The sequence below is a fragment of the Aquitalea pelogenes genome, from assembly GCF_041914625.1.
Lineage (GTDB): Bacteria > Pseudomonadota > Gammaproteobacteria > Burkholderiales > Chromobacteriaceae > Aquitalea > Aquitalea pelogenes.
On the sequence record NZ_JAYSDA010000008.1, the window covers coordinates 156,334 to 179,053 of the forward strand.

General features: G+C 59.2%; 20 protein-coding genes. 12 read left to right on the plus strand and 8 right to left on the minus strand.

What is annotated here, in order from left to right:
- Window positions 1-23: 23 nt before the first annotated feature.
- The 5 genes from ACE3SE_RS09085 to lgt all read right to left on the minus strand — a co-directional run bounded on the left by ACE3SE_RS09085 (window position 24) and on the right by lgt (window position 5,183).
- On the minus strand, window positions 24-830 hold the full coding sequence (locus ACE3SE_RS09085) for an ABC transporter substrate-binding protein (RefSeq protein ID WP_131355340.1): 807 nt from the start codon (window positions 828-830) through the stop codon (window positions 24-26).
- 166 nt (window positions 831-996) lie between these two features.
- Window positions 997-2,565 (minus strand): phosphonate ABC transporter, permease protein PhnE, encoded by a 1,569-nt coding sequence (gene phnE, locus ACE3SE_RS09090; protein ID WP_374554770.1) that lies wholly within the window; start codon window positions 2,563-2,565, stop codon window positions 997-999.
- Entirely contained in the window at window positions 2,559-3,356 is a 798-nt protein-coding gene (locus ACE3SE_RS09095; RefSeq protein ID WP_374554772.1) for a phosphonate ABC transporter ATP-binding protein, read from the minus strand. Before ACE3SE_RS09095 ends, phnE begins: the two co-directional genes overlap by 7 nt.
- Window positions 3,353-4,201: a putative selenate ABC transporter substrate-binding protein gene (locus ACE3SE_RS09100; RefSeq protein WP_062786139.1), complete on the minus strand. Its 849-nt coding sequence runs from the start codon at window positions 4,199-4,201 to the stop codon at window positions 3,353-3,355. Before ACE3SE_RS09100 ends, ACE3SE_RS09095 begins: the two co-directional genes overlap by 4 nt.
- A 130-nt stretch (window positions 4,202-4,331) precedes the next feature.
- Window positions 4,332-5,183: a prolipoprotein diacylglyceryl transferase gene (gene lgt, locus ACE3SE_RS09105; RefSeq protein WP_131355334.1), complete on the minus strand. Its 852-nt coding sequence runs from the start codon at window positions 5,181-5,183 to the stop codon at window positions 4,332-4,334.
- Window positions 5,184-5,381: 198 nt separating this feature from the next.
- Between lgt and ilvD the strand changes: the two genes are divergently transcribed.
- The 8 genes from ilvD (at window position 5,382) to ACE3SE_RS09145 (ending at window position 15,478) form a co-directional block, all read left to right on the plus strand.
- Window positions 5,382-7,235 (plus strand): dihydroxy-acid dehydratase, encoded by a 1,854-nt coding sequence (gene ilvD / locus ACE3SE_RS09110; protein ID WP_062786133.1) that lies wholly within the window; start codon window positions 5,382-5,384, stop codon window positions 7,233-7,235.
- A 118-nt stretch (window positions 7,236-7,353) separates the two neighbouring features.
- On the plus strand, window positions 7,354-7,992 hold the full coding sequence (gene yfcF / locus ACE3SE_RS09115; RefSeq protein WP_374554775.1) for a glutathione transferase: 639 nt from the start codon (window positions 7,354-7,356) through the stop codon (window positions 7,990-7,992).
- Window positions 7,993-8,745: 753 nt separating this feature from the next.
- Window positions 8,746-9,849 (plus strand): hypothetical protein, encoded by a 1,104-nt coding sequence (locus ACE3SE_RS09120; protein ID WP_131355327.1) that lies wholly within the window; start codon window positions 8,746-8,748, stop codon window positions 9,847-9,849.
- A 120-nt stretch (window positions 9,850-9,969) separates the two neighbouring features.
- Complete coding sequence (gene glyA, locus ACE3SE_RS09125) at window positions 9,970-11,217, plus strand: serine hydroxymethyltransferase (RefSeq protein ID WP_178970845.1); 1,248 nt, start codon at window positions 9,970-9,972, stop codon at window positions 11,215-11,217.
- 147 nt (window positions 11,218-11,364) lie between these two features.
- A complete protein-coding gene (nrdR, locus tag ACE3SE_RS09130; protein ID WP_045845686.1) occupies window positions 11,365-11,823 on the plus strand; it encodes a transcriptional regulator NrdR in 459 nt (152 codons plus the stop codon).
- Window positions 11,824-11,928: 105 nt separating this feature from the next.
- Window positions 11,929-13,035, plus strand: a complete 1,107-nt coding sequence (ribD, locus tag ACE3SE_RS09135) for a bifunctional diaminohydroxyphosphoribosylaminopyrimidine deaminase/5-amino-6-(5-phosphoribosylamino)uracil reductase RibD (protein WP_374554795.1) — start codon at window positions 11,929-11,931, stop codon at window positions 13,033-13,035.
- A 165-nt stretch (window positions 13,036-13,200) separates the two neighbouring features.
- The gene (locus ACE3SE_RS09140) at window positions 13,201-13,902 is read left to right on the plus strand and encodes a hypothetical protein (protein WP_193394059.1); all 702 of its coding nucleotides are present in this window, start codon (window positions 13,201-13,203) and stop codon (window positions 13,900-13,902) included.
- 85 nt (window positions 13,903-13,987) lie between these two features.
- Window positions 13,988-15,478, plus strand: coding sequence for a carboxypeptidase M32 (locus ACE3SE_RS09145; protein WP_374554778.1), 1,491 nt, complete (start codon window positions 13,988-13,990; stop codon window positions 15,476-15,478).
- Window positions 15,479-15,546: 68 nt separating this feature from the next.
- Here ACE3SE_RS09145 and ACE3SE_RS09150 read toward each other — a convergent pair whose 3' ends face one another.
- Window positions 15,547-16,404 (minus strand): HDOD domain-containing protein, encoded by an 858-nt coding sequence (locus ACE3SE_RS09150; protein ID WP_131355321.1) that lies wholly within the window; start codon window positions 16,402-16,404, stop codon window positions 15,547-15,549.
- 141 nt (window positions 16,405-16,545) lie between these two features.
- The gene (locus ACE3SE_RS09155; RefSeq protein ID WP_374554780.1) at window positions 16,546-17,418 is read right to left on the minus strand and encodes an alpha/beta fold hydrolase; all 873 of its coding nucleotides are present in this window, start codon (window positions 17,416-17,418) and stop codon (window positions 16,546-16,548) included.
- 260 nt (window positions 17,419-17,678) lie between these two features.
- Here ACE3SE_RS09155 and ACE3SE_RS09160 point away from each other — a divergent pair, with 260 nt between their 5' ends.
- Window positions 17,679-17,945 carry a hypothetical protein gene (locus ACE3SE_RS09160; RefSeq protein WP_374554781.1) on the plus strand — a complete coding sequence of 89 codons (267 nt, stop codon included), beginning with the start codon at window positions 17,679-17,681 and terminating at the stop codon, window positions 17,943-17,945.
- Between the two features lie 186 nt (window positions 17,946-18,131).
- On the opposite strand, the gene guaB is transcribed toward ACE3SE_RS09160, so the two are convergent.
- Window positions 18,132-19,595: an IMP dehydrogenase gene (gene guaB, locus ACE3SE_RS09165; protein WP_045845691.1), complete on the minus strand. Its 1,464-nt coding sequence runs from the start codon at window positions 19,593-19,595 to the stop codon at window positions 18,132-18,134.
- Window positions 19,596-19,728: 133 nt separating this feature from the next.
- Between guaB and ACE3SE_RS09170 the strand changes: the two genes are divergently transcribed.
- The 3 genes from ACE3SE_RS09170 to pgsA are packed head-to-tail and all read left to right on the plus strand — an operon-like array spanning window position 19,729 to window position 22,581.
- Window positions 19,729-20,163, plus strand: a complete 435-nt coding sequence (locus ACE3SE_RS09170; protein WP_045845692.1) for a DUF4124 domain-containing protein — start codon at window positions 19,729-19,731, stop codon at window positions 20,161-20,163.
- A gap of 4 nt (window positions 20,164-20,167) precedes the next feature.
- A complete protein-coding gene (gene uvrC, locus ACE3SE_RS09175) occupies window positions 20,168-21,973 on the plus strand; it encodes an excinuclease ABC subunit UvrC (protein WP_374554783.1) in 1,806 nt (601 codons plus the stop codon).
- Window positions 21,974-21,999: 26 nt separating this feature from the next.
- Window positions 22,000-22,581, plus strand: a complete 582-nt coding sequence (gene pgsA, locus ACE3SE_RS09180; RefSeq protein WP_045845694.1) for a CDP-diacylglycerol--glycerol-3-phosphate 3-phosphatidyltransferase — start codon at window positions 22,000-22,002, stop codon at window positions 22,579-22,581.
- The last annotated feature ends 139 nt before the right edge of the window (window positions 22,582-22,720 follow it).

Here is a 22,720-nt window from a genome sequence, read left to right on the forward strand (position 1 = left end):
CCGGTTGAGGTAGCCATCAAGAATCAGACGGCGTCGCCGATCTTGAAATCACGCGGCAGCGGGGCCTTGGTGCTGGGGCCGAACCAGCGGTCGTAAATCTTGCGGGCCTGGCCGGATTTCTCCAGTTCCAGCAGCGTTTCGTTTACCACCTTGGTCAGGCGCGCCTCGCCCTTGGGCAGGCCGATGGCCTGGTATTCGCGGGTGAGGGTGAACGGAGCCAGCTCGTACTTGGCCTTGTCCGGGGCATTGGCCAGCAGGGCGGCCAGCTTGGAGCCATCTTGCGAAATGGCCTGCACATTGCCATTGCGCAGTGCAGTGAAGGCCAGCGGGGTGTCATCGTAGGCCACCACGGTGGTCTTGCTGTATTTCTCACGCAGGTAGATTTCCTGGGTGGTGCCCTTGTCCACGCCCACACGCAGGCCTGCCAGCTGTTCCGGCTTGCTCAGGCTGCCTTTGCGGGCAATGAACTGCTGACCGGAAGCAAAGTAGGGCAGGCTGAAGTCCACCTGCTTCTTGCGTTCTTCGGTCACGGTGAAGTTGGCGGCAACCAGGTCGGCCTTGCCAGCCACCAACAGCGGAATGCGGTTGGCCGGATTGGTGGGCACCAGTTCCAGTTTTACTTTCAGTTTGCTGGCAATGGCCTGGGCCACTTCAACATCCAGCCCGCTGATCTGGTGGGTTTTGGCATCCAGAAAACCAAACGGCGGGTTGCTGTCGAAGGCGGCCACGCGCAGTACGCCAGCTTTCTTGATATCGTCCAGACGGTCGGCCAGGGCATGGCCGGCAGTGCCCAGCAGGGTGAGCGCCAGTAGCAGGGAAGGGGTTTTCATGGCTAAGCCTCTTGTGGAGTGAGATGACAATGACAGTCAGTACCGGTAGGTGCTGCTGTGAATGGCCTCCATGCTAGGCTGGACTGTTAAGAAGGTAAAACGATTAAAAACGAATTTTTTATCATAATTTGGAATAATTAGAGTGGGGCAGGTAGCGGCCAGTTGTTCACGCCATATGCTGTCGCCAGGCCCGGCTTAGCTGCTCCACCAGCCAGGACAACAGCAGCATGGCAATGATCAGGCTGGCTGCCTTGTGCTGTTGGAACAGCGACAAGGCCAGATAAAGCTGCTGCCCCAGTCCGCCGGCACCGACGATGCCCAGCACCGTGGCGATGCGGATATTGTTTTCCCAGCGGTACAGGGTATAGGCCACCCATTGGCTGAATACTGTCGGTAGCAGGCCGTAGGCAAAGGCCAGTACTTGGCTGACACCCGACTGGCGCAGGGCGAGTTCTGGCGTGTGATCCGCATTTTCCAGCGTCTCGGCAAACAGCCGCCCCAGCACGCCAGCGGTGTGCAAGGCCAGTGCCAGCACCCCGGCGGCTGGGCCCAGCCCGACAGCCAGTACGGCTATCGACGCCCACAGCAAATCCGGCACCCCGCGCAGCAGGTTAAGCAACAGGCGGCTGGCCAGTTTGAGCAGACTGCCAAAGCGCCCGGCGGCCGGCATCGCCAGCACCGCTGCGACGACAAAAGCCAGCACCGTGCCCAGTGCCGACATGGCCAGTGTTTCCAGCGTGCCGTGTACCAGCTCGGCCAGCATGTCGCTATCCGGCGGGAAAAAGTCATGGATGAAACGCGGGATGGCGGAAAGATCGAAGCCACTGTCGCGCCAGCCCGGCAGCAGCCACAGCACGCTGGCCACTACGGCCAGCACGCCGCCGCCCAGCAGGTAAAGCCCACCACGCGCACGTTCCAGCGCATGACGTGAGCACAGGCTGATGCCTTCGCTCAGGCCCACCAGCAGCAGGAACACCAGTAACAGGGTGCTGACCTCGCCGCCATTGAGCATTTTCAGGCTGGTGTCCAGCAACTGGCCCACCCCGCCGGCACCGACAAAACCCATTACCGCCGAGGCGCGTATCGCGCATTCCCAGCGGTAGACGCTATAGCTCACCAGCTCGGGCAGGGCTTGCGGCCACAAGCCGTACAGCAGGCATTGCCAGCGGCTTGCGCCTTGCAAGTGCAGGGCAGTGGCCAGCTCGCGCGGCTGGGATTCCAGAATCTCGGCATACACCTTGCCCAGCATGCCGCCGTAGGCCAGGCCGATGGCCAGCACCGCCGGCAGGCTGCCCAAGCCCGCAGCCCGGACAAACAGCAGTGCCCAGACGATTTCCGGAATACCGCGCAGGATGACCATGACACCGCGCACTGCGGATTTGAACAGCAGCATGCTGGCAGAAGCTGTTTCAGCCGCCAGCACATGGCGCTCCAGTGCCCGTGTGGTGACAAACGCCAGCGGTGCGCCCAGCAGCATTGCCAAGGCAATACCGGCCGTGGCACTGGCCAGCGTGGTGATGGTTTCGCGTGCCACATCCAGCAGAAAACTGCCCTGGGTGGATAGCGGAAAGAAACCGGCAACAAAACCGGCCATGGTGTGCCAGCTATCCGGGTTGGCCAGCGTGGCCGGATTGAACTGGGTCAGGCTGAAGCTGGGTGCCAGCAAGGCCAGGCACAGCAGCAGGGTGAACAGCCGCGGCCAGCGTGCCGGGTCGCGCGGGTGGGGTTTCAGCATCGTAGTCCGGGGGGGAGGGTTTCTGCCGGGCTGTCAGCCACCTGTTCACGCATTCTTTCTCCGGCATACAGAGCGCTGACCACGCCGGGATGTACCTGCTCGCGTGGTAGGTCGAACATGATCTGGCCATCACGCACACCGATGATGCGCGGGAAATAGGCCAGTGCCAGCTCTACCGAATGCAGGCTCACCAGCAGGCTTGCCCCACTGGCGGAGGCGGAGCTTTGCAGCAGGCGGATGGTGTCTTCGGCCAGCCTGGGGTCCAGTGCCGAAACCGGTTCGTCAGCCAGCAGCAGCCGGGGTTGTTGATACAACACGCGGGCAATGCCGACCCGCTGGCGCTGGCCGCCGGAAAGCTGGTCGCAGCGTTGCCACAGTTTGTCGGCCAGATCGACCTGTTGCAGGCAATCCTGAATGGCGGCGCCATCATCAGGCCACAACAGGCGGCGCAGCCCGGTCAGTGCGCCGGATTGCCCCAGCCGTCCGGCTGCCACCGCGTGGATCACCCTTTGCCGGGCGGGGAGCGGCGGCGACTGGTAAACCATGCCGATGCGGCTGCGCAAACGGCGCAGCCAGCGTGCCGACAAATGCCAGGGGTTGTCGCCCAGCACTGTCATGCTGCCGCTGCTTGGGCGGTAGCGGGTGGCTGCCAGCAGCAACAGCGAGGTTTTGCCCGCCCCGGAAGGGCCGATCAAGGCCGCCTGTTCGCCGCTGGCCAGCTCCAGCCGGATGTCACGCAGAATGTTGCTGCCAGCCAGTTCCAGGCTGGCGTTGTCAAACAGCAGGCTCACTTGAGCAGGCCTGCCGCTTCAGCTGCGGACTCGATGCCCTTGTAGTTATCCGCCTTGGTGGGAATGAAACGGCTGGCGCGTTGCAAGTCCAGAATGGCCTTGTCCTGCGGATTTTTCGGGTCCAGCTTGAGGAAGGCGGCGCTGATGCGTTCTTGCAGTTTCTTGTCCAGATTGCCGCGCACTGTCCAGTTGTAGTCGTAGAAGGCCGGGCTGGTGGCCAGCAGTTTCACCTTGCTGCTGTCCACTTTGCCGCTTTCCACCAGCTTGTCCCATACCGAGGCATTGAGCGCACCGGCGTCCACCTTGCCGGAAGCCACCCAGGCCACGGTGGCGTCATGCGCGCCGGAATAAGCCACATTCTTGAAGAAGGTTTCCGGTTTGATGCCTTCCTTTTGCAGGAAGTAGCGCGGCATCAGGTGGCCGGAGGTGGAAGAGGCCGAGCCGAAGGCAAAGCTCTTGCCTTTCAGGTCTTTCAGCGACTTGGCGCCCACGGCGGCATTGACGATGAATTTGGAGGTAAACCTGCTGTCCTCCTCACGCTGTACCAGCGGCACCACCTTGCCATGCAGGCTGGCCTGCACAAAGGTAAAGCCGCCCAGCCAGGCCATGTCGATCTTGTCGCTATTGAGCGCGGTCACCACGGCGGCATAGTCGGTCACCGGCACAAACTGCACCTTCATTCCCAGCTGCTTTTCCAGATACTGGCCTAGCGGGGCAAACTTGCGCTGCAACTCGGTCGGGGCTTCATCCGGAATGGCGGAGACTTTCAGTACCGCCTCTTCGGCCGAGGCCAGTGCAGAGATGGCCAGCAAGGCGGTGGCCAGCGAGAGCTTGAGGGTTTTCATGCCTGGTATTCCTTATCTGTGCGGGCAAAAGGCCGCAGGACAAATAAAAGCCAGTCGATGATTGGCTTCATGACTGGCTTTATTGATAAACCGCAGTGGCAGGCAAAAGGCTGCCAGAGCCAAGTATAGCCTAGCGCTGCTGGCGTTTGCCGAACAAGACCAGCAACACCACGCCAATGACAATCATCGGCAGGCTCAGCCACTGACCCATGCTGATGATGTAGGAGTGGCCGAAGATGCCGGCATCCGGATTGCGGAAAAACTCGCTGATGAAGCGCGCCAGACCATAACCGATCAGGAATACCGCCGACACCTGCCCGCGCGCGCGCGGCTTGCTGCTGTAAATCCACAGCACGGCAAACAGGGCGATGCCTTCCAGCAAAAATTCATACAGCTGGGAAGGGTGACGCGGCAGTGCCCCGTACTGCATCAGCATGTTCAGCAGGTCGGACGAAGTCTGACCTTCGACCAGATCATTGGCCCGCGCCTGGGGGAACAGCATGGCCCATGGCAGATCGGGACTGGCTACCCGGCCCCACAGCTCGCCATTGATGAAGTTGCCGATACGCCCGGCGGCCAGACCAAGCGGCACCAGCGGGGCGATGAAGTCGGTCAGCTCCCAGAAGCTACGCTGCTGCTTGCGGGCAAACAAGGCCATGCCTACCAGCACACCCAGGAAACCGCCATGGAAGGACATGCCACCCTTCCATACCATGAAGATTTCCGCCGGATGGCTGAAGTAGTAGCCGGGCTCGTAAAACAGCACTTCCCCCAGGCGTCCGCCAATCACCACGCCAAGCACGCCATACATCAGCAAGTCGTCCAGCAGCTTGGAAGTAAGGAAAGCATGGCCCTGGCGGATACGGACATTGCCCAGAAGCAGGAACAGGCCAAAGCCCAGCAGGTACATCAGGCCATACCAGTGAATGGCCAGCGGGCCCAGGTGAATGGCAACGGGGTCGAACTGCGGATGAACGATCATTTGTCAGGTGGGTGCGTTTGCGGTAAAAGAATATGGACGAAATTATACGGAATGCGTTCCGCCGCGTCCTGTCATTACCATGACAGATTGCGGCCAGCCCGATCCCGCGGCACCCCGGAGAGGGCAGACCTGCCTGCAACACAGGCGCGGTCAGTGGCAATGCGCTCTGCAAGCATCTGATCATCAAGGAAACAAGACATGCCCCAATACCGTTCCAAAACCTCCACCGCCGGTCGCAACATGGCGGGTGCCCGTGCCCTGTGGCGTGCTACCGGCATGAAAGACGAGGATTTTGGCAAGCCCATCATCGCCATTGCCAACAGCTTTACCCAGTTCGTGCCCGGCCATGTCCACCTGCACAATATGGGGCAGCTGGTTGCACGTGAAATCGAACGCGCCGGCGGTGTGGCCAAGGAATTCAACACCATCGCCATCGACGACGGCATCGCCATGGGCCACGGCGGCATGCTGTACAGCCTGCCCAGCCGCGACCTGATTGCCGACAGCGTGGAATACATGGTGAATGCCCACTGTGCCGACGCACTGGTGTGCATCTCCAACTGCGACAAGATTACTCCCGGCATGCTGATGGCCGCGATGCGCCTGAACATTCCGGTGATTTTTGTTTCCGGTGGCCCGATGGAAGCGGGCAAGGTGCAATGGGGCAACGACATCCGCAAGCTCGACCTGGTGGACGCCATGGTGGAAGCCGCCAACAGCGCCATTTCCAATGAAGACGTGGAGCGCGTTGAGCGTTCGGCCTGTCCGACTTGCGGCTCTTGCTCCGGCATGTTCACCGCCAATTCGATGAACTGTCTGACCGAGGCACTGGGCCTGTCGCTGCCGGGCAACGGCAGTCTGGTGGCTACCCATGCCGACCGCAAGGAACTGTTCCTGCGTGCCGGTCGCCTGATCGTTGACATTACCAAGCGTTATTACGAACAGGACGACGCCAGCGTGCTGCCGCGTGCCATCGGCACCAAGCAGGCTTTTGAAAACGCCATGAGCCTGGACGTGGCCATGGGCGGCTCCACCAATACCGTGCTGCACCTGCTGGCTGCTGCCAGCGAAGCTGGTGTCGACTTCAAGATGGCCGACATCGACCGCATCTCGCGTTCGGTTCCCTGCCTGTCCAAGGTGGCCCCGGCCACGCAGAAATATCATATGGAAGACGTGCACCGCGCTGGTGGCGTGGTGGCCATCCTGTCCGAACTGGACCGTGCCGGCCTGATCCACCGCGATGTGCCGACCATCCACAGCAAGACGCTGGCCGAGGGTCTGGAAGCCTGGGACATCATGCGCCATGGTGAAGACAGCGAAGCCCGCCGATTCTACCGCGCTGCACCGGGCGGCGTGCCCACCACCATCGCTTTCTCGCAATCCATGCGCTATCCGAATGTGGATGACGACCGTGCCGGTGGCTGCATCCGCGACAAGGCCAATGCCTACTCGCAGGATGGTGGCCTGGCCGTGCTGTACGGCAATATCGCCGAGCGTGGCTGCATCGTGAAAACCGCTGGTGTGGATGATTCCATCCTCAAGTTCACCGGCCGCGCCCGTATCTTTGAAAGTCAGGACGACGCTGTTGCTGCCATCCTGGACGACAAGATTGTGGCTGGCGACGTGGTGGTCATCCGCTACGAAGGCCCCAAGGGCGGCCCCGGCATGCAGGAAATGCTTTACCCCACCAGCTATCTCAAGTCCAAGGGCTTGGGCAAGGCTTGCGCGCTGCTGACCGATGGCCGTTTCTCCGGTGGTACTTCCGGCCTGTCCATCGGCCACGTATCGCCAGAAGCAGCCGAAGGCGGTGCAATTGGTCTGGTGGAAGAGGGTGACACCATCGAGATCGACATCCCCAACCGCGGTATTCGTCTGGCCATCAGCGACGAGGCACTGGCTGCCCGACGCGCCGCCATGGAAGCACGCGGCCGTGACGCCTGGAAACCGGTGGATCGCCAGCGCCCGGTCAGCGCCGCCCTGCGTGCCTACGCGGCCATGACCACCAGCGCCGATACCGGTGCGGTGCGTGATGTGACCCAGGTGGAAAAATAAGCGGGCTGCCCGCTGAATCGGTAACAACGGCAGCTGCGGCTGCCGTTTTTTTTGCTTGTCCCTGCCTGCGTAATCAAGGGCAACCCTGACTGATTGAACCGTAGAAAGTGAGTCACTGATGACCTGTACGACCAAACTGCACCTGACCGTCGACGCCCAGTATTGCAGTCCCTATGCCATGTCGGTGTATGTGGCGTTGCAGGAGAAGCAGTTGCCCTTCACCCTGTCGACACTGGATCTGAACAGCGGGGCCAATCATGCACCGGCTTATGCGCTCAGTTCGCTGACTGCACGTGTGCCTGCCTTGCAGCATGGCGATTTCGTGCTGAGCGAGTCCTCGGCCATTACCGAATATCTGGAAGAGTTGTTTCCCGACCCTGCGCTCTATCCCCAGTCAGCACAGGACCGGGCGCGGGCGCGGCAAATCCAGGCCTGGCTGCGCAGCGATCTGCTGCCTCTGCGTGAGGAGCGTGACACGCTGGTGGTGTTCTACCGGCCAATCGCACGCCCCTTGTCGGACGCTGCGCAGCGCGCGGCGCACAAATTGCTACGCGTGGCCGAGCAGATCCTGCCGCCGGGTTCGGACTGCCTGTTTGGAGAGTGGAGCATTGTCGATGTCGATCTGGCACTGATGCTCAACCGTTTGCGCCTGAATGGCGACCCCATGCCGCAGCGACTGGCGGATTACGCTGCCTTGCAATGGCAACGGCCATCCGTGCAGGCCTGGCTGGGTCTGTCACGGCCTGCCTTGTCATGAGTGGTGAAGACCAAGTAAAACTGTCGGGTATTTGCCACAACCCTGTTTGATCCAGGATAAGATTTTTCTTGGGCGGTGAACTTAAAATTCGGCGCCAAGTCACATCATTTCCGGTCACGCAAGCGCACCGGATTCCCTGATTGGTAGCGTGTTCTGGCGCTACGTCTTCTTGCTCTTCCTGCAAGACCGAACATTTCCGCATGTTCGGTTTTTCTTTTTTGTCACAATTTGAACTTGTATACAATATATAAGTGTTAATTGCGCTGCAATTAATCACATTCGAACATTTCCCATTGGCATGAATCGGGCTGTCCAGCGATAGCGTGCTGACGGCGTTCCGGAGGGCTGTTGTGGGGGATGTTGCAGCTTGGGCTGTTCTTGTGGCAGGGCGGATTTCTTATGCTGTTTCGTAAAAAATCTTTAATAACATTATGTTACAGCATTGCTTGAAGGGGGTTTGGTGCGAGTAGGCAAAAAAATGCGCGGTGCCGTGAGGCCCGCGCCAAGTCTACAAAGGAGAAATAGAGGAGAAACTATCAAGAAGCAATTGCTGCATCTCAACGAGTACGGATTATCCAGATGCCGTGTGCGAGTGTCAACATCTGAATTTTCGGAAAACGAAAAAACATCCATTTTTGTCGCAAATTAGCACATTCTTATGTTTTAAATTGAAAGTCAAGCGCTTGCTTGGTGAGCCGTCAGCGGCTGACTGTGCGACAATATCGCCTTTCCCGATTTCAGCAGGATGACAAGATGTCGCAGCCGCTTCTCACTCTCCCGGACCCGCGCCAATACCACCCGCAGGTATCGCTGACCAATATGCTGATCCACAACGCGTTGTCGGTGCAGAACGCAACGACAGAAGCGGATCGTGAGATGTGGTTTGTTGCCATCCGCGATGCCATGGCGCAAATGCTGCAACGTGGCGAATTGCTCTCCATTTCGGTCGCTTTGGCGATGGTGCCGTCACAGGACACTTATAAGATTGTCTGGGATGCATTGCGGGCCGCAGTCGAGCAGCCGGACGGGCGCTGTGCACATGTGTTTGCCTTGCCGCTGGTGCTGGTGGCCGGTAGCAAGAACCAGGCAACGCTGCCTGCCGCCATTGCGGATGAAGACGGTTTGAACGCGTTGCTGCGCCAACACGGTGTCATCAGCTCGGATGGCGATGTCCGCGTGTTTGGTCAATTGCTGCATCCGGACACGGTAGTGGCGATGGATGCGGCCAGGCTGTACCGCCTGACCCGTGACCTGACCAGTGCGGCTGATGGTGTTGGCGAAGCACTGAACGGTGCCGCCATTACCCTGAAAGAAGAGGGCGTGTTCCTGCGCTACCTGCTGGGTGTCGCCATCCAGCCGGAAGGCGATGCGGTCCCGGTAAAGCTGGGTGGTGCCGTCGGTGCCTGGGGCATGCCGCTGATGAAATTCCTGGGCGAACAATTGCACACCGATGGAGTGACGCTGTTCCCGATTGCCCGTCCGCCCTTGCCGGTGATGCAGGCCCTGGTGGCTGGCAATTTCGCCCGCTTCGAGGTGGCCTTGCAGGTGTTTGCCAGCAGTCAGATCCGCCGCCTGCGCGAGCTGTCGAAAGACCCGGTGGCCATTCTGTCCTCCCATGACAACGGTGAGTTGCACATCACCCTGTCGGCAGAAGGCGACGAGCGTAACTGGGAGGCTTTTGTCTGGCCGCTGGCTGCCATGGACAATGTGGCACTGATTGAATCGAATTTCCGCGAACTGATGGCTGAATGCCGGGTTCGCGATGTGCATGTGCTGGCCGAGGTTTACCCGGAAAACCGTGACGGAATACCGCTGTTCTTTACCGCTGACGACCTGCCGCAGCTGAGCGGGCAATAAAGGACAACCATGGCGTAGCGCGTTTGCGGATACTGCCAAAATAGCTTTATGTGAAAATTTTCCACCGGGCGATTCGTGTAGAATGGCCTCATCGTTAACCCTTTGATGGAAGAGTCAAAGATGTTTGCAGCTGACCAGACGATTGCCAAGTTCGACCCGGAACTGGCCGCCGCTATCAAGGCCGAGTGCCAACGCCAGGAAGATCATATTGAACTGATCGCTTCCGAAAACTATACCAGCCCCGCAGTGATGGAAGCCCAGGGCTCCCAGCTGACCAACAAGTACGCTGAAGGCTACCCGGCCAAGCGTTTCTACGGTGGCTGTGAACACGTGGACGTGATCGAGCAACTGGCGATCGACCGCGTGAAGCAACTGTTCGGTGCCGAATATGCCAACGTGCAGCCGCACTCCGGCAGCCAGGCCAACCAGGCCGTGTACTTCTCCATCCTGAAGCCGGGCGACACCGTAATGGGCATGAACCTGGGCCACGGTGGTCACCTGACTCACGGTTCCCCGGCCAACCTGTCCGGCAAGATGTTCAACATCGTGGCCTACGGTCTGAACGAAAAGGAAGAAATCGACTACGACGACATGGAACGCGTAGCGATGGAAACCAAGCCCAAGCTGATCATCGGTGGTGCATCCGCTTACGCGCTGCGCTTCGACTTCGAACGCATGGGCCAGATCGCCAAGAAGTGCGGTGCTTACTTCATGGTCGACATGGCGCACTACGCCGGTCTGATCGCCGCTGGTGTATATCCGAACCCGGTGCCGCATGCCGACTTCGTGACTTCCACCACCCACAAGACCCTGCGTGGTCCGCGTGGCGGCATCATCCTGGCCAAGGCCGAGTTCGAAAAGAGCATCAACAGCAATGTGTTCCCGACCCTGCAGGGCGGCCCGCTGATGCACGTGATTGCCGGTAAGGCCATCGCTTTCAAGGAAGCGCTGCAGCCGGAATTCAAGGTATATCAGGAACAAGTGCTGAAAAACGCCGACGCCATGGCCCGTACCCTGGCCGAGCGTGGCCTGCGCATCATCTCTGGCCGTACCGAAAGCCACGTCTTCCTGGTGGACCTGCGTCCCAAGGGCCTGACCGGCAAGGCTGCCGATGCGCTGCTGGGCCGTGGTCACATCACCGTCAACAAGAACGCTATTCCGAATGACCCGGAAAGCCCGTTCGTGACTTCCGGCATCCGTATCGGTTCCCCGGCCATCACCACCCGCGGTTTCAAGGAAGCCGAAGCCGTGATGGTAGCCAATCTGGTGGCCGACGTACTGGACAACCCGAACGACGATGCAGCCATTGCACGTGTGGCCGAACAGGCTACCGCGCTGTGCCATCGCTTCCCGGTTTACGCCAAGTAAGCGCCAGCATGCATCAACAAGGCAGCCCACGAGCTGCCTTTTTTCTTGTCTGCAGCAAATAGGCGCTGCTTTACGATTGCAGGCATTAACCTGTGTGGCCTTTGCTGATACCATCAGACCATATCAAACACACTGGATTGACACGTCATGAAATGTCCTTTCTGTGGCAATGCCGATACGCAGGTCATCGACTCCCGCGTCAGTGAAGACGGAGCCAGCATCCGTCGTCGTCGTCGTTGCCTGGCTTGCGAAAAGCGCTTCACGACATTCGAGACTGCTGATGTGCGCATGCCGCAGGTGGTCAAGTCTGGTGGCCATCGCTCCGAATTCGATATCGAGAAAGTGCGCACCAGCTTCTTGCGTGCGCTGCACAAACGCCCGGTTCCCACCGCCTTGGTGGATGATGCCATCGACCGTATCTGCCATCGTCTGCTACAGCTGGGTGAGCGCGAAGTGTCCAGCCGGCAGATCGGTGAAATGGTGATGAACGAGCTGGCCAAGCTGGACAAGGTGGCCTATGTGCGTTTTGCCTCGGTCTATCGTAGTTTTCAGGATATTTCCGAATTCTCCGACGCCATCAAGGAAATCCAGAAGTCCAATCACTGACTATCAGCCTGACCGCTACATTGCCGGTCAGCTTGCTTGCTTACGCCATCGGCCGCTGCCTGCCAGTCAGACGTGGCCATTCTCATTCCGCTGGAAGGCTTGTTGATGTCGTTGTTTTCCCCGCAAGACCATGTATTCATGCAACAGGCGCTACGCCTGGCCGAGTCCGCCACCCGCCGAGCTGCACCTAATCCCGGAGTAGGTTGTGTACTGGTGCGCGATGGCCAGGTAATTGGTGAAGGTGCCACCTTGCAAGTAGGTGGCGATCATGCCGAAATCCAGGCCATCAAGGACTGTCTGGCGCGTGGTGATTCACCGCGGGGTGCAACTGCCTATGTCACGCTGGAGCCATGCAGTCATCATGGCCGGACGCCACCTTGTGCCGAACGGCTGATTCGGGAGGGGCTGGTACGCGTGGTGGCCGCCATGGTGGATCCTTACCATGAGGTTGCCGGTCGCGGACTGGCCATGCTGCGTGCTGCCGGCATTGATGCCACCGCAGGGCTGCTGGAAGCCGAGGCTCGGCGCGTTCATCGTGGGTTTCTGTCGCGGGTGGAGCGGCAACGTCCGTGGGTGACGCTCAAGGCTGCTGCCACACTGGATGGCAAAACGGCATTGCTCAACGGAAAAAGCCAATGGATTACCGGCCCTGCCGCCCGTCATGATGTGCAAAAGCTGCGTGCGCGCAGCTGCGCCATCCTGACCGGCAGCGGTACGGTGCTGGTGGATAATCCGCAATTGACCGTGCGCGATTTCATTCTGTCGCAGCAGCCGCTGCGGGTAGTGCTGGATAGCCGGCTGGTCACTCCGCCGGACCGGCGCATTTTCCACGGTGGCAATACCTTGCTGGTGACCAGCATTGCCGACCCGCTGCGGCACCAGCCGTATTTGCAGCGCGGTGCCGAACTGATGGTGCTGCCCGAAGATGCCGGTCACGCCAATCTGCCCATGCTGATGCAACGACTGGCCGAACGTGGTGTCAATGAACTCATGATTGAAGCAGGTGCCGGGCTGAATGGTGCACTGGTGCGTGCCGGGCTGGTGGACGAAGCCATCCTGTTCCTGGCCCCGGCGCTGGTGGGCAGTACGGCACAGGGCTTGTTTGCCTGGCCTGCGCTGGAAGATCTGGCCGACAAACAGCAGGTGAAGATTCAGGATGTGCGCATGGTTGGCGCCGACATCCGTATCAACATGACGTTTGCCCAGCCTTGAAGGACCGGGCTAAGGCCGGCGGAGAAATCATCTGGCCGAAGCCCTTATCCTGTTCCACAATGAAACAGGTCTTTACGGCGCACATGCGCGCCGAAAGACTGCAGCGGCACAGGCCGACCTTGCGAGTACATGCCAATGACCGAGAACGCCTCAGCACTTCCAGCCATGGACAGGGAAGCCCTGCAACAGGCACTGGATGCCTATTTGCGCCTGATCCTGCGCCAGGGGGCCAGCGAGCAGGTATTGCAAGAGCGCCGCCAGTTGCTGGACCGCTTGCTGCCGCTGCTGGTTGGCGTGTCGCGGGACGCCCAATCCTTTCGCCGGGTGGTGGAGCGTTTCGTCAACGACTCCGAAGTGGCAGACCGGGTGACCGCCCTGACCTGTGCCCGCGAGTATTATTATTTCTGGCTTGGTGATGTCAAAAAGCTGGTGGAAATCACCTCCCGCTCCGGCTTCACCACGCGCAATGTACGGCTGGAGATGGCCGATTCGCTGGCATCCCTGCTCGAACGCATGCAGCAACAAGGCTTCAATACCTTCCCGCCCTCGCTGGAAATCTATCTGGGCAAGCTGTTTGAAGATGGTATGCCCGAAGCGGACATCCAGGAGCGGGAATACCTGCTCAAAGCCATGTTGTTCCTGCTGTCGGGCCAACCTTATCGTCCGGACAGCTTCCGCATGGTGGTGGATGCCATGCTGCTGCACCTGAGCGATGCGCAAAACCAGAAAGCCTTTGTCCAGCTGGCGCGGGAGTACTTCTATTACTGGCTGTCATTCCCGCCGGCGCATGAGCGGATTCACCTTGCCGAAGAGGCTGCCCAACCGCTAGGCCTGATGCAACCGGGTAATACCACCCGCCAGCACTGAAGAGCGCCATACCATCAACCTTGCCGGAGCAGCAGACCACGCCTGACAAGCGGCTGTGCTGCACGGCCCACTCATTGGAGTTTGCATGTCGCAATCCTCGGCTTATGCATCCTTGCTGACCCGGTTTACCCGTTTGCACCGTTATGCCCATCTGGCTGCCATCGCCGGTTGGGACCAAGCCACCATGATGCCCGCCAAGGGCAATGAAGCGCGGGCAGCCGCACAGGCCGAGCTGGAGGTGCTGATGCATGCCACCCTCACCGACCCCGCGCTGGCACAAGAACTGCAACAGGCCGAGCAGGAAGCCAAAACCGAATTCGAACAAGCCAGCCTGCGCGAGATGCGCCGGGAGTGGCAGCAGGCCAATCTGTTGCCGGCCGAACTGGTGGAGGCCCAGGCACTGGCTGGTGCACGTTGTGAACATGCCTGGCGTGAACAGCGTGCCAACAATGACTGGACCGGCTTTTTGCAGAACTTCCGCGAAGTGGTGAAGCTGTCGCGTCAGGAAGCACAATTGCTGGCATCCGCCCAGGGCTGCACACCTTACGATGCCCTGATGAACAAGTACGAGCCGGGCATGCAAAGCGCCGATATCGACCGCATCTTTGCTGCGGTCAAAAGCTGGCTGCCGGGGCTGATTGCCCAGGTCATGGAAAAGCAGGCGCAGGAGAAGCTGCTGCTGCCGCAAGGAAGCTTCCCGGTGGAGCAGCAGCGTCAACTGGGCCTGGCTGTGATGGGTCTGCTGGGTTTCGACTTTGATGCCGGCCGGCTGGATGTCAGCGTGCATCCCTTCTGCGGTGGCGTGCCGGAAGACGTGCGTATCACCACGCGTTACCGGGAAGATGACTTCATGCAAAGCCTGATGGGCATCATCCACGAAACCGGGCATGCCCGTTACGAGCAGGGCTTGCCGCGCGACTTGCTGCATCTGCCGGTAGGGCGTGCACGCTCCATGGGCATCCATGAAAGCCAGAGCCTGTCTTTCGAGATGCAACTGGGCCGTAACCCGGCCTTCCTGTCGCTGATTTCACCGTTGATCGGCGAGCATCTGGGCACGCAGCCGGCCTTTGCACCGGAAAACCTGGCCTTGCTCTACAGCCGGGTGCATCCGGGTTACATCCGGGTGGATGCCGACGAGCTGTGCTATCCCGCCCATGTCATCTTGCGCTATGAAATCGAGAAGGCGCTGATTGAAGGCGATATCGAGCCAGAAGACATTCCGGCATTGTGGGATGAAAAAATGCAAAGTTATCTGGGCGTGGACACCCGTGGCAATTACCGTCAAGGCTGCCTGCAGGATATTCACTGGACGGACGGCAGTTTCGGTTATTTCCCCAGCTACACACTGGGTGCGATGTACGCCGCGCAGTACTTTGCCGTGATGCGCCGCAGTATGCCGGACCTGGACCAGCGCATTGCAGCCGGTGAGCTGAGTGCCGTGTTTGACTGGCTGGAGCAGAACATCTGGAGCCAGGCCAGCCGCTATTCCACCGCAGAACTGGTAAGCCGTGCATGCGGGGAAACGCTGAATCCGGACTATTTCCGTGCGCATTTGCAAGCCCGCTACCTGGGCTGATTGTTCGTCATCAGCAATAAAAAAACCGCGTGTCTGACACGCGGTTTTTTATTGGGGCGGCACTGTATTCATGCCGTGACTGCCAGCTCCTGATGCATGGCATCCACCCAGTCTTCAAATTCCACATCCGACATGCCCAGGTAATTGAGCACCTCGTCTTTGCGGGCATCCCAGCCGGCATCTTCCTTGCCAGGGGTCAGGGTGCGCCATACATGGCGTGCTGCGCGGGTCACCGCCACCATCATGCGGCCATCGTGGTCCAGTGGTGCATCCGGGCTGGTATCCATCACCGTATCGTCATTCTGCATCAGGATGGCTTTGGCAAAGTTTTCCGGCATGTTCCAGCTGCGGGCCACCAGATAACCCACCACATCGTGACGGGTACCGTGCAGTTCCTGTTCCACCAGTCCGACACGATCATCACTGGCCATTTCCACCAGGCGCAGCGTGCGGCTGTAGCTGGGGAAACGCATCAGCATGATGGCCATGCCGCAGTTGTGAAACAGGGCAAAGCTGCGGCAGTCGTCGGTGACGTGGACAATGCGGTCACACAGGGCCGAGCTGATCATGGCAATCTGCAAGGTGCCATCCCAGAACTGTTCCAGTGCCGGCGGGGTTTCCGCCGTCAGCCGGGTACGCAATACCAGGCCGCTTACCAGGCTGATGACATTCTTGATACCCAGCAGGCTGATTGCCTGATGCACCGAAGTGATGTGCCGGCCGCGACCCAGAATGGGCGTATTGGCAGCCTTGAGCATGGCCACGCACAACGCCGGGTCTTCATTGATGATGTCATCCAGTTTTTGCAGGGTGATATCAGGGTCCTGACGCAAGCCCATCAGCTTGTCCAGCACATCTGGCCGAGGAGGGATAACCAGGTTTTTCAGGAGCTCGTCGCGTTCGTCGGTGCTGATCAAGGGCGTCATGCTGGGCAACTAGAGTGTAGGGTTATCGTTCATTTTATCAGCCTTCTTATGCAATGTAGGCCCATCTTGTGCACTTGTTTGCCAATTTTGACACTGGTCAAGCGTGTTCGATGCCGGTCTGAAAACGTTGCTGGATACAGCTTAAAGCAGGAAGGACTGAATGACCTGCGCCAGGCGCTTCGGCTGTTCCCACTGCACCATATGGCCAGCATCGGCAATGACATCTTCCTGCAAGCGGGCAAAGCAGGCGCGACGTTCCGGCAGGGTGTCTCTCACCCCTTTGGCCATGGGGTGGTCCCAGTGAGCCCCGCCAATCACCCATTGCACTGGTGCGGTAATGCGCTGCCAGCAACTCTTGGCTTCTTCCAGCCGGTACAGCACCGGGTTAACCATTTTATGGCGCGGGTCTGCGCGATAAACCAGCTCGCCCTGTTCATTGCAACGGGTCAGTGAGGCTGCCAGCCACAGGGCTGCGGGCTGTTCCAGCCTCGGGCTGCGTTCAATCAGTTTGGCCGCAACACTTTCCAGACTGTCCAGGGGATTGAAGACGGGCGGCTCCTGTCGTTCGCGCAGCCAGCGGGCATAGCGGCCCGGGGCTTCAGCCGGACGCGTGGCATTCAGGCCAAAGCCTTCCACCAGTGACAGCCGCGCGATGCGCGCTGGCCTAACGCCAGCATAAATGCCGGCAACCATCGCCCCCATGCTGTGACCCAGCAGGTGTACGGGCTGATTGGGGGATAGATGTTCCAGCAAGGCATCCAGATCGGCCAGGTAATCGGGGAAGTAATAGCTGCCGGTATTCCAGGCGCTGTCGCCAAAGCCGCGCCAGTCGGGTGCCACCACATGCCAGTTTCCGGGCAGGGCATCCACCAGAAACTGGAAAGTGGCCGAACTATCCATCCAGCCATGCAGCATGACCAGCAAGGGGGCTGCAGGATCGCCCCAGTGGCGCAGATGGTAGTGGTGCCGGTTCAATGTGATGAATTCGCTACGGCTGGGCTTAACAGGTTGCATGGCAGGCTAGTCGGCAGGAATGGGCAGGGCATCAGTGTACGGAAAAATCAGTGCCGGCTCATCATGAAGCGTAAGAGACATGGTGCATGCAGGCCAGCATGACATTCGAAAGGTGATATGTTGCATGCGGGAGGCAGCGGCTGGAAGTCCAGCCAATAAGCTGTGCTTCGGGCAGCATCTGAACTCCCCTTACAATACGTCGCCCACCAAGCTGCGCAGCCGTTTGCTACTGGCCTTGCAAGATTAAACCGGAGCCCATCATGTATCAGGTAGAAATCATCCATTACCAACAGCCGCTGCCGGTGCTGATGAAGCCGCAGCAGGGGCCATATTCCGGCATTGCTGCTGCTTTTGCCGACTTGCGCACGCTGATGCAGCAGCATGCAGCAGGCCCGCAAACCGTGCGCGCATTCGGGCAGTACCTGGATGACCCTGCCATGGTGGCGCCGCAGGCATTGCGTTCCGCTGCTTGCCTGACCCCGCCCCCGGCTTTGTCACTGGCTGCTGCAAGAGTGGTTGCCGGGTAGTGACGAGCAATTTGGCCAACGCCCCTTGCTGGATGAGGCCTTGATCGGTCCACATGATGTGGCACCGGAGGCGTGGCGTACCCGCTTGTTGCTGCCCTTGGCCTGAGTAACAGCCACAAAAAAGCCCGCATCGTAAAATGCGGGCTTTTGTTCGTCAGCCGGTCGGGGACCGGCTGTGACCGAGAATTAACGCGAAACGTGGTAGTTCGGCGCTTCCTTGGTGATTTGTACGTCGTGTACATGCGATTCCTGCATACCGGCGGAGGTGATTTCCACAAAGCCGGCTTTTTCATGCATTTCATCGATGTTGGCGCAGCCCAGGTAACCCATGGAGGAGCGCAGGCCGCCCATCAGCTGATGGATGACGGCAGCGATCGGGCCCTTGTACGGTACGCGACCTTCAATACCTTCCGGTACGAACTTGTCGGCAGCGTTGGAGCTGTCCTGGAAGTAACGGTCAGCCGAACCCTGGCTCATCGCACCCAGCGAGCCCATACCGCGGTAGGACTTGTAGGAACGGCCCTGATACAGCTCGACTTCACCCGGTGCTTCTTCGGTACCGGCAAACATGCCGCCCAGCATCACGCAGTTGCCACCGGCAGCCAGTGCCTTGGAGATGTCGCCGGAGAAGCGGATGCCGCCGTCGGCGATCATCGGCACGCCAGTGCCTTTCAGTTCTTCGGAAACATTGTGGATGGCGGTCAGTTGCGGTACGCCCACACCGGCCACGATACGGGTGGTGCAGATGGAACCCGGGCCAATACCCACTTTCACGCCATCGGCACCGGCTTCCACCAGTGCGCGAGCCGCAGCAGCGGTAGCGATATTGCCGCCAATCACATCGACTTGCGGGTAGGTTTGCTTTACCCAGCGCACGCGTTCGATCACGCCCTGGCTGTGGCCGTGGGCGGTATCCACCACGATCACATCCACGCCGGCTGCCACCAGTGCAGCCACGCGCTGTTCGGTATCGCCACCAGTACCCACGGCCGCGCCTACACGCAGACGGCCTTGGCTATCCTTGTTGGCGTTCGGGTGTTCGCTGGTCTTGACGATATCCTTGACGGTAATCAGACCCTTCAGCTCCCACTGATCGTTGATCACCAGCACGCGCTCCAGGCGGTGGGTGTGCATCAGTTCGCGGGCTTCGTCGATGCTGGCGCCTTCCTTCACGGTGATCAGGCGATCACGCGGCGTCATGATGGAACCGACGGTTTGCTCCAGACGGGTTTCGAAACGCAGGTCACGGTTGGTGACAATGCCAACAACCTTGCCGTTTTCGATCACCGGCAGGCCGGAAATCTTGTGTTGGCGGGTCAGCAGGACCAGATCGCGCACCAGCATGTCCGGGGCAATGGTGATCGGATCTTTGACCACGCCGCTTTCGTGGCGTTTTACCTTGGACACTTCCGCAGCTTGCTTGTCGGCCGACATATTCTTGTGAATGATGCCAATGCCGCCTTCCTGTGCCATGGCAATGGCCAGCGAGGATTCGGTAACCGTATCCATTGCGGCAGAAACCAAAGGCAGGTTCAGCGTGATATTGCGGGTGAGTTTGGTAGAGAGGACTACGTCGCGCGGCAGAACTTCAGAATGGGCCGGGACGAGGAGAACGTCGTCGAAAGTATAGGCTTTCTCGATGATACGCATCTGGCGTTTCCTTTGCGGCAAAGCGGCATTATACCGAGACTGTTGATGTGTTGCAAAAAATGCTGATGCTTGCTTTTGCGATCAGCCTGCCTACACCGTACAATCAGCATGTTTCAGCTTAGGACACCAAACAATGAAATCCCCTGCGATTCTGAGTGTGCTTGTTGCATGTGTGCTGTCCGCCCCGGTCATGGCGGAGGTGTATCAGTATGTCGATGCCAACGGCAAGACTGTCTTCTCCGATCAGCCGCCGCCAGGGTCCAAGGCCAAACAGGTCAATGTGCGCGCTTACGGTCCTGCTTCATCCCCGGCCAAGGCGGTCAAGTCGGCCCCGCAAAGCGAAGCTGACAAGAAAAACGCAGAAATCGCGGCCGACAATGCCAAGGTGAAAGAACAAAACAAGAAGGTCGCACAGGAAAACTGCAAGCGAGCGCGGGAAAACCAGGCGGCGATTCAGCAAAATGGCCGGATCAAGATGCCGGGCAGCAATGCGCTGGCCACCGACAGCCAGCGCAGTGCGCTGTTGCAGCAAGCCCAGCAGGATGTGCAAAACTGGTGCAATCAGTGAACTCATGACAACAAACAGTTTCGATCCCCAATCGGTACTGGCCAACCTTCCCAATTTGCCCGGCGTTTATCGCATGTTCGATACGTCGGGCAATGTGCTTTATGTGGGCAAGGCCATCGACCTCAAAAAGCGGGTCAGCTCTTATTTCCAGAAGACCGACCACTCCCCGCGCATCCAGCTGATGGTTAGGCAGATTGCCAATATCGAAACCACGGTGACCCGCTCGGAAGCCGAAGCGCTGATTCTGGAAAACAATTTGATCAAGGCGCTGGCGCCCAAGTACAACATCCTGTTCCGGGATGACAAGTCCTACCCCTATCTGATGCTGTCCGGTCACGCCTTCCCGCAACTGGCGTATTACCGGGGCGAACCCAAGAAACCGCATCAGTTCTTTGGCCCTTATCCCAATAGCTACGCTGTACGCGAAAGCATCCAGATCCTGCAAAAGGTATTCCGCCTGCGTACCTGTGAAGACGCAGTGTTTGCCAACCGCTCGCGTCCCTGCCTGCTATACCAGATCAAACGCTGCTCCGGCCCTTGTGTCGAACATATCTCGGCAGAGGAATACCGCAGCGATGTGCAAAGCGCCGTAGCCTTTTTGCAAGGCAGGCAGAATGAGCTGATCGACACGCTGACCCAGCGCATGGAACAAGCTGCGCTGGCGCTGGAGTTCGAGCTGGCGGCCGAACTGCGCGACCAGATCCAGGCCCTGAGCCGGGTACAGGAAAAGCAGTTTGTTTCCAGTAATGCCAGCCAGCAGGATTGTGATGTGGTGGCCGCCGTCGCCGATGGCGGGCTGGTGTGCATCAATCTGGTGATGATACGTGGCGGTCGCCATCTGGGAGACAAGAGCTTCTTTCCCCAGGGGACAGTTGACGACGATGCCGCTAGCCATCTGGACGCATTTCTCGCCCAGCATTATCTGGGTGCGCCCATGCCGCCGGTCATCATTGTCAATCAGGATGTATCAGCTGCATTACGTGAACTGCTGGAGCAACAGTCGGAGCGACGGGTTCATCTGGTCAGCAACCCCATCAGCGAACGGCGCGTCTGGCTGGAAATGGCGGAAAAGAACGCCGCGCTAGCCATTAGCCAGCGTCTGAGCAGCAAGGCAACGCAGCAGCATCGCCTGGCACAACTCAACGAAGCCCTGGGCCTGGAAGGTGTGCAGCGGCTGGAATGTTTCGATATCAGCCATACCATGGGTGAAGCCACGGTGGCCTCTTGTGTGGTGTATGACAAGGAAGCCATGCAGCCGGGCCAGTACCGCCGCTTCAATATCGAAACGGCCAAACCAGGTGACGACTATGCAGCCATGCGCGAGGCGCTTACCCGCCGCTACAGCCGTTTGGCGGCAGGGGAGGGGACTTTGCCTGATGCCGTACTGATTGATGGCGGCAAGGGCCAGGTGGGTGTGGCAATGGAGGTTTTTGCCGAACTGGGCCTTACCTTGCCCATCATCGGCGTGGCCAAGGGCGAAGAACGCAAGCCCGGGCTGGAAACGCTCATCCTCCCTTATCAGCAAAAGACGCTACAATTGCGCAGTGACCACCCGGCATTGCACCTGATCCAGACCATCCGGGACGAAGCACACCGCTTTGCCATTACCGGACACCGCGCACGACGCGCCAAGGCGCGCACGGCATCCACGCTGGAAGAGATTCCGGGCGTTGGCGCCAAGCGACGTCAGCAATTGTTGCTGCGCTTTGGTGGTTTGCGTGGTGTAGTGGCAGCCAGTATTGACGATTTGTCCCAGGTAGATGGCATCAGTCAAACCCTCGCGGAAAAGATCTACCAGGCTTTGCATTAAACGAAAACCATAAGCAGATTAACTACATGCCCTTCAATTTGCCGATCTTCCTAACCTGGCTGCGCGTTGCGCTGATACCACTGTGTGTAGCCGTCTTTTTCCTGCCAGATTCCATGCTGATGGCGACCGACCGTAACAACGTCGGCGCGCTCATCTTCTTTCTCGCCGCCTGGACCGACTGGCTGGATGGCTTTCTGGCACGCAAGCTGGGGCAGACATCGGCATTCGGTGCTTTTCTCGACCCGGTGGCCGACAAGCTGATTGTGGCCGCTGCGCTCATCCTGCTGGTTGAAATGGGCCGCACGCCAGGCTGGATGGCCATGATCATCATCGGCCGGGAAATCACCATCTCCGCCTTGCGCGAGTGGATGGCCGGCATGGGCAGTCGTGGCAGCGTAGCCGTGGCCTATATCGGCAAGCTGAAAACGGCTGCGCAGATGCTGGCCATCTTGCTTTTGCTGTACGCTGGCCCGCTTTTGCCGGGTGTCAGCACCTTGCTGCTGGGAAATATTTTCATGGTAATCGCCGTGATTTTGACTTTGTGGTCAATGGTTTACTATCTGCGCATGGCTGCACGCGAGTTTTCCGGTAAAAAAATTGATGTGTGAAGTGTTGACAGGGTCTGAGAAACCCTTATAATTCGCACTCTCTCGACGCCACTTCGGTGGCAGACAAGAGAAGCAAACCAAGTTGTATGCGGGAATAGCTCAGTTGGTAGAGCGCAACCTTGCCAAGGTTGAGGTCGCG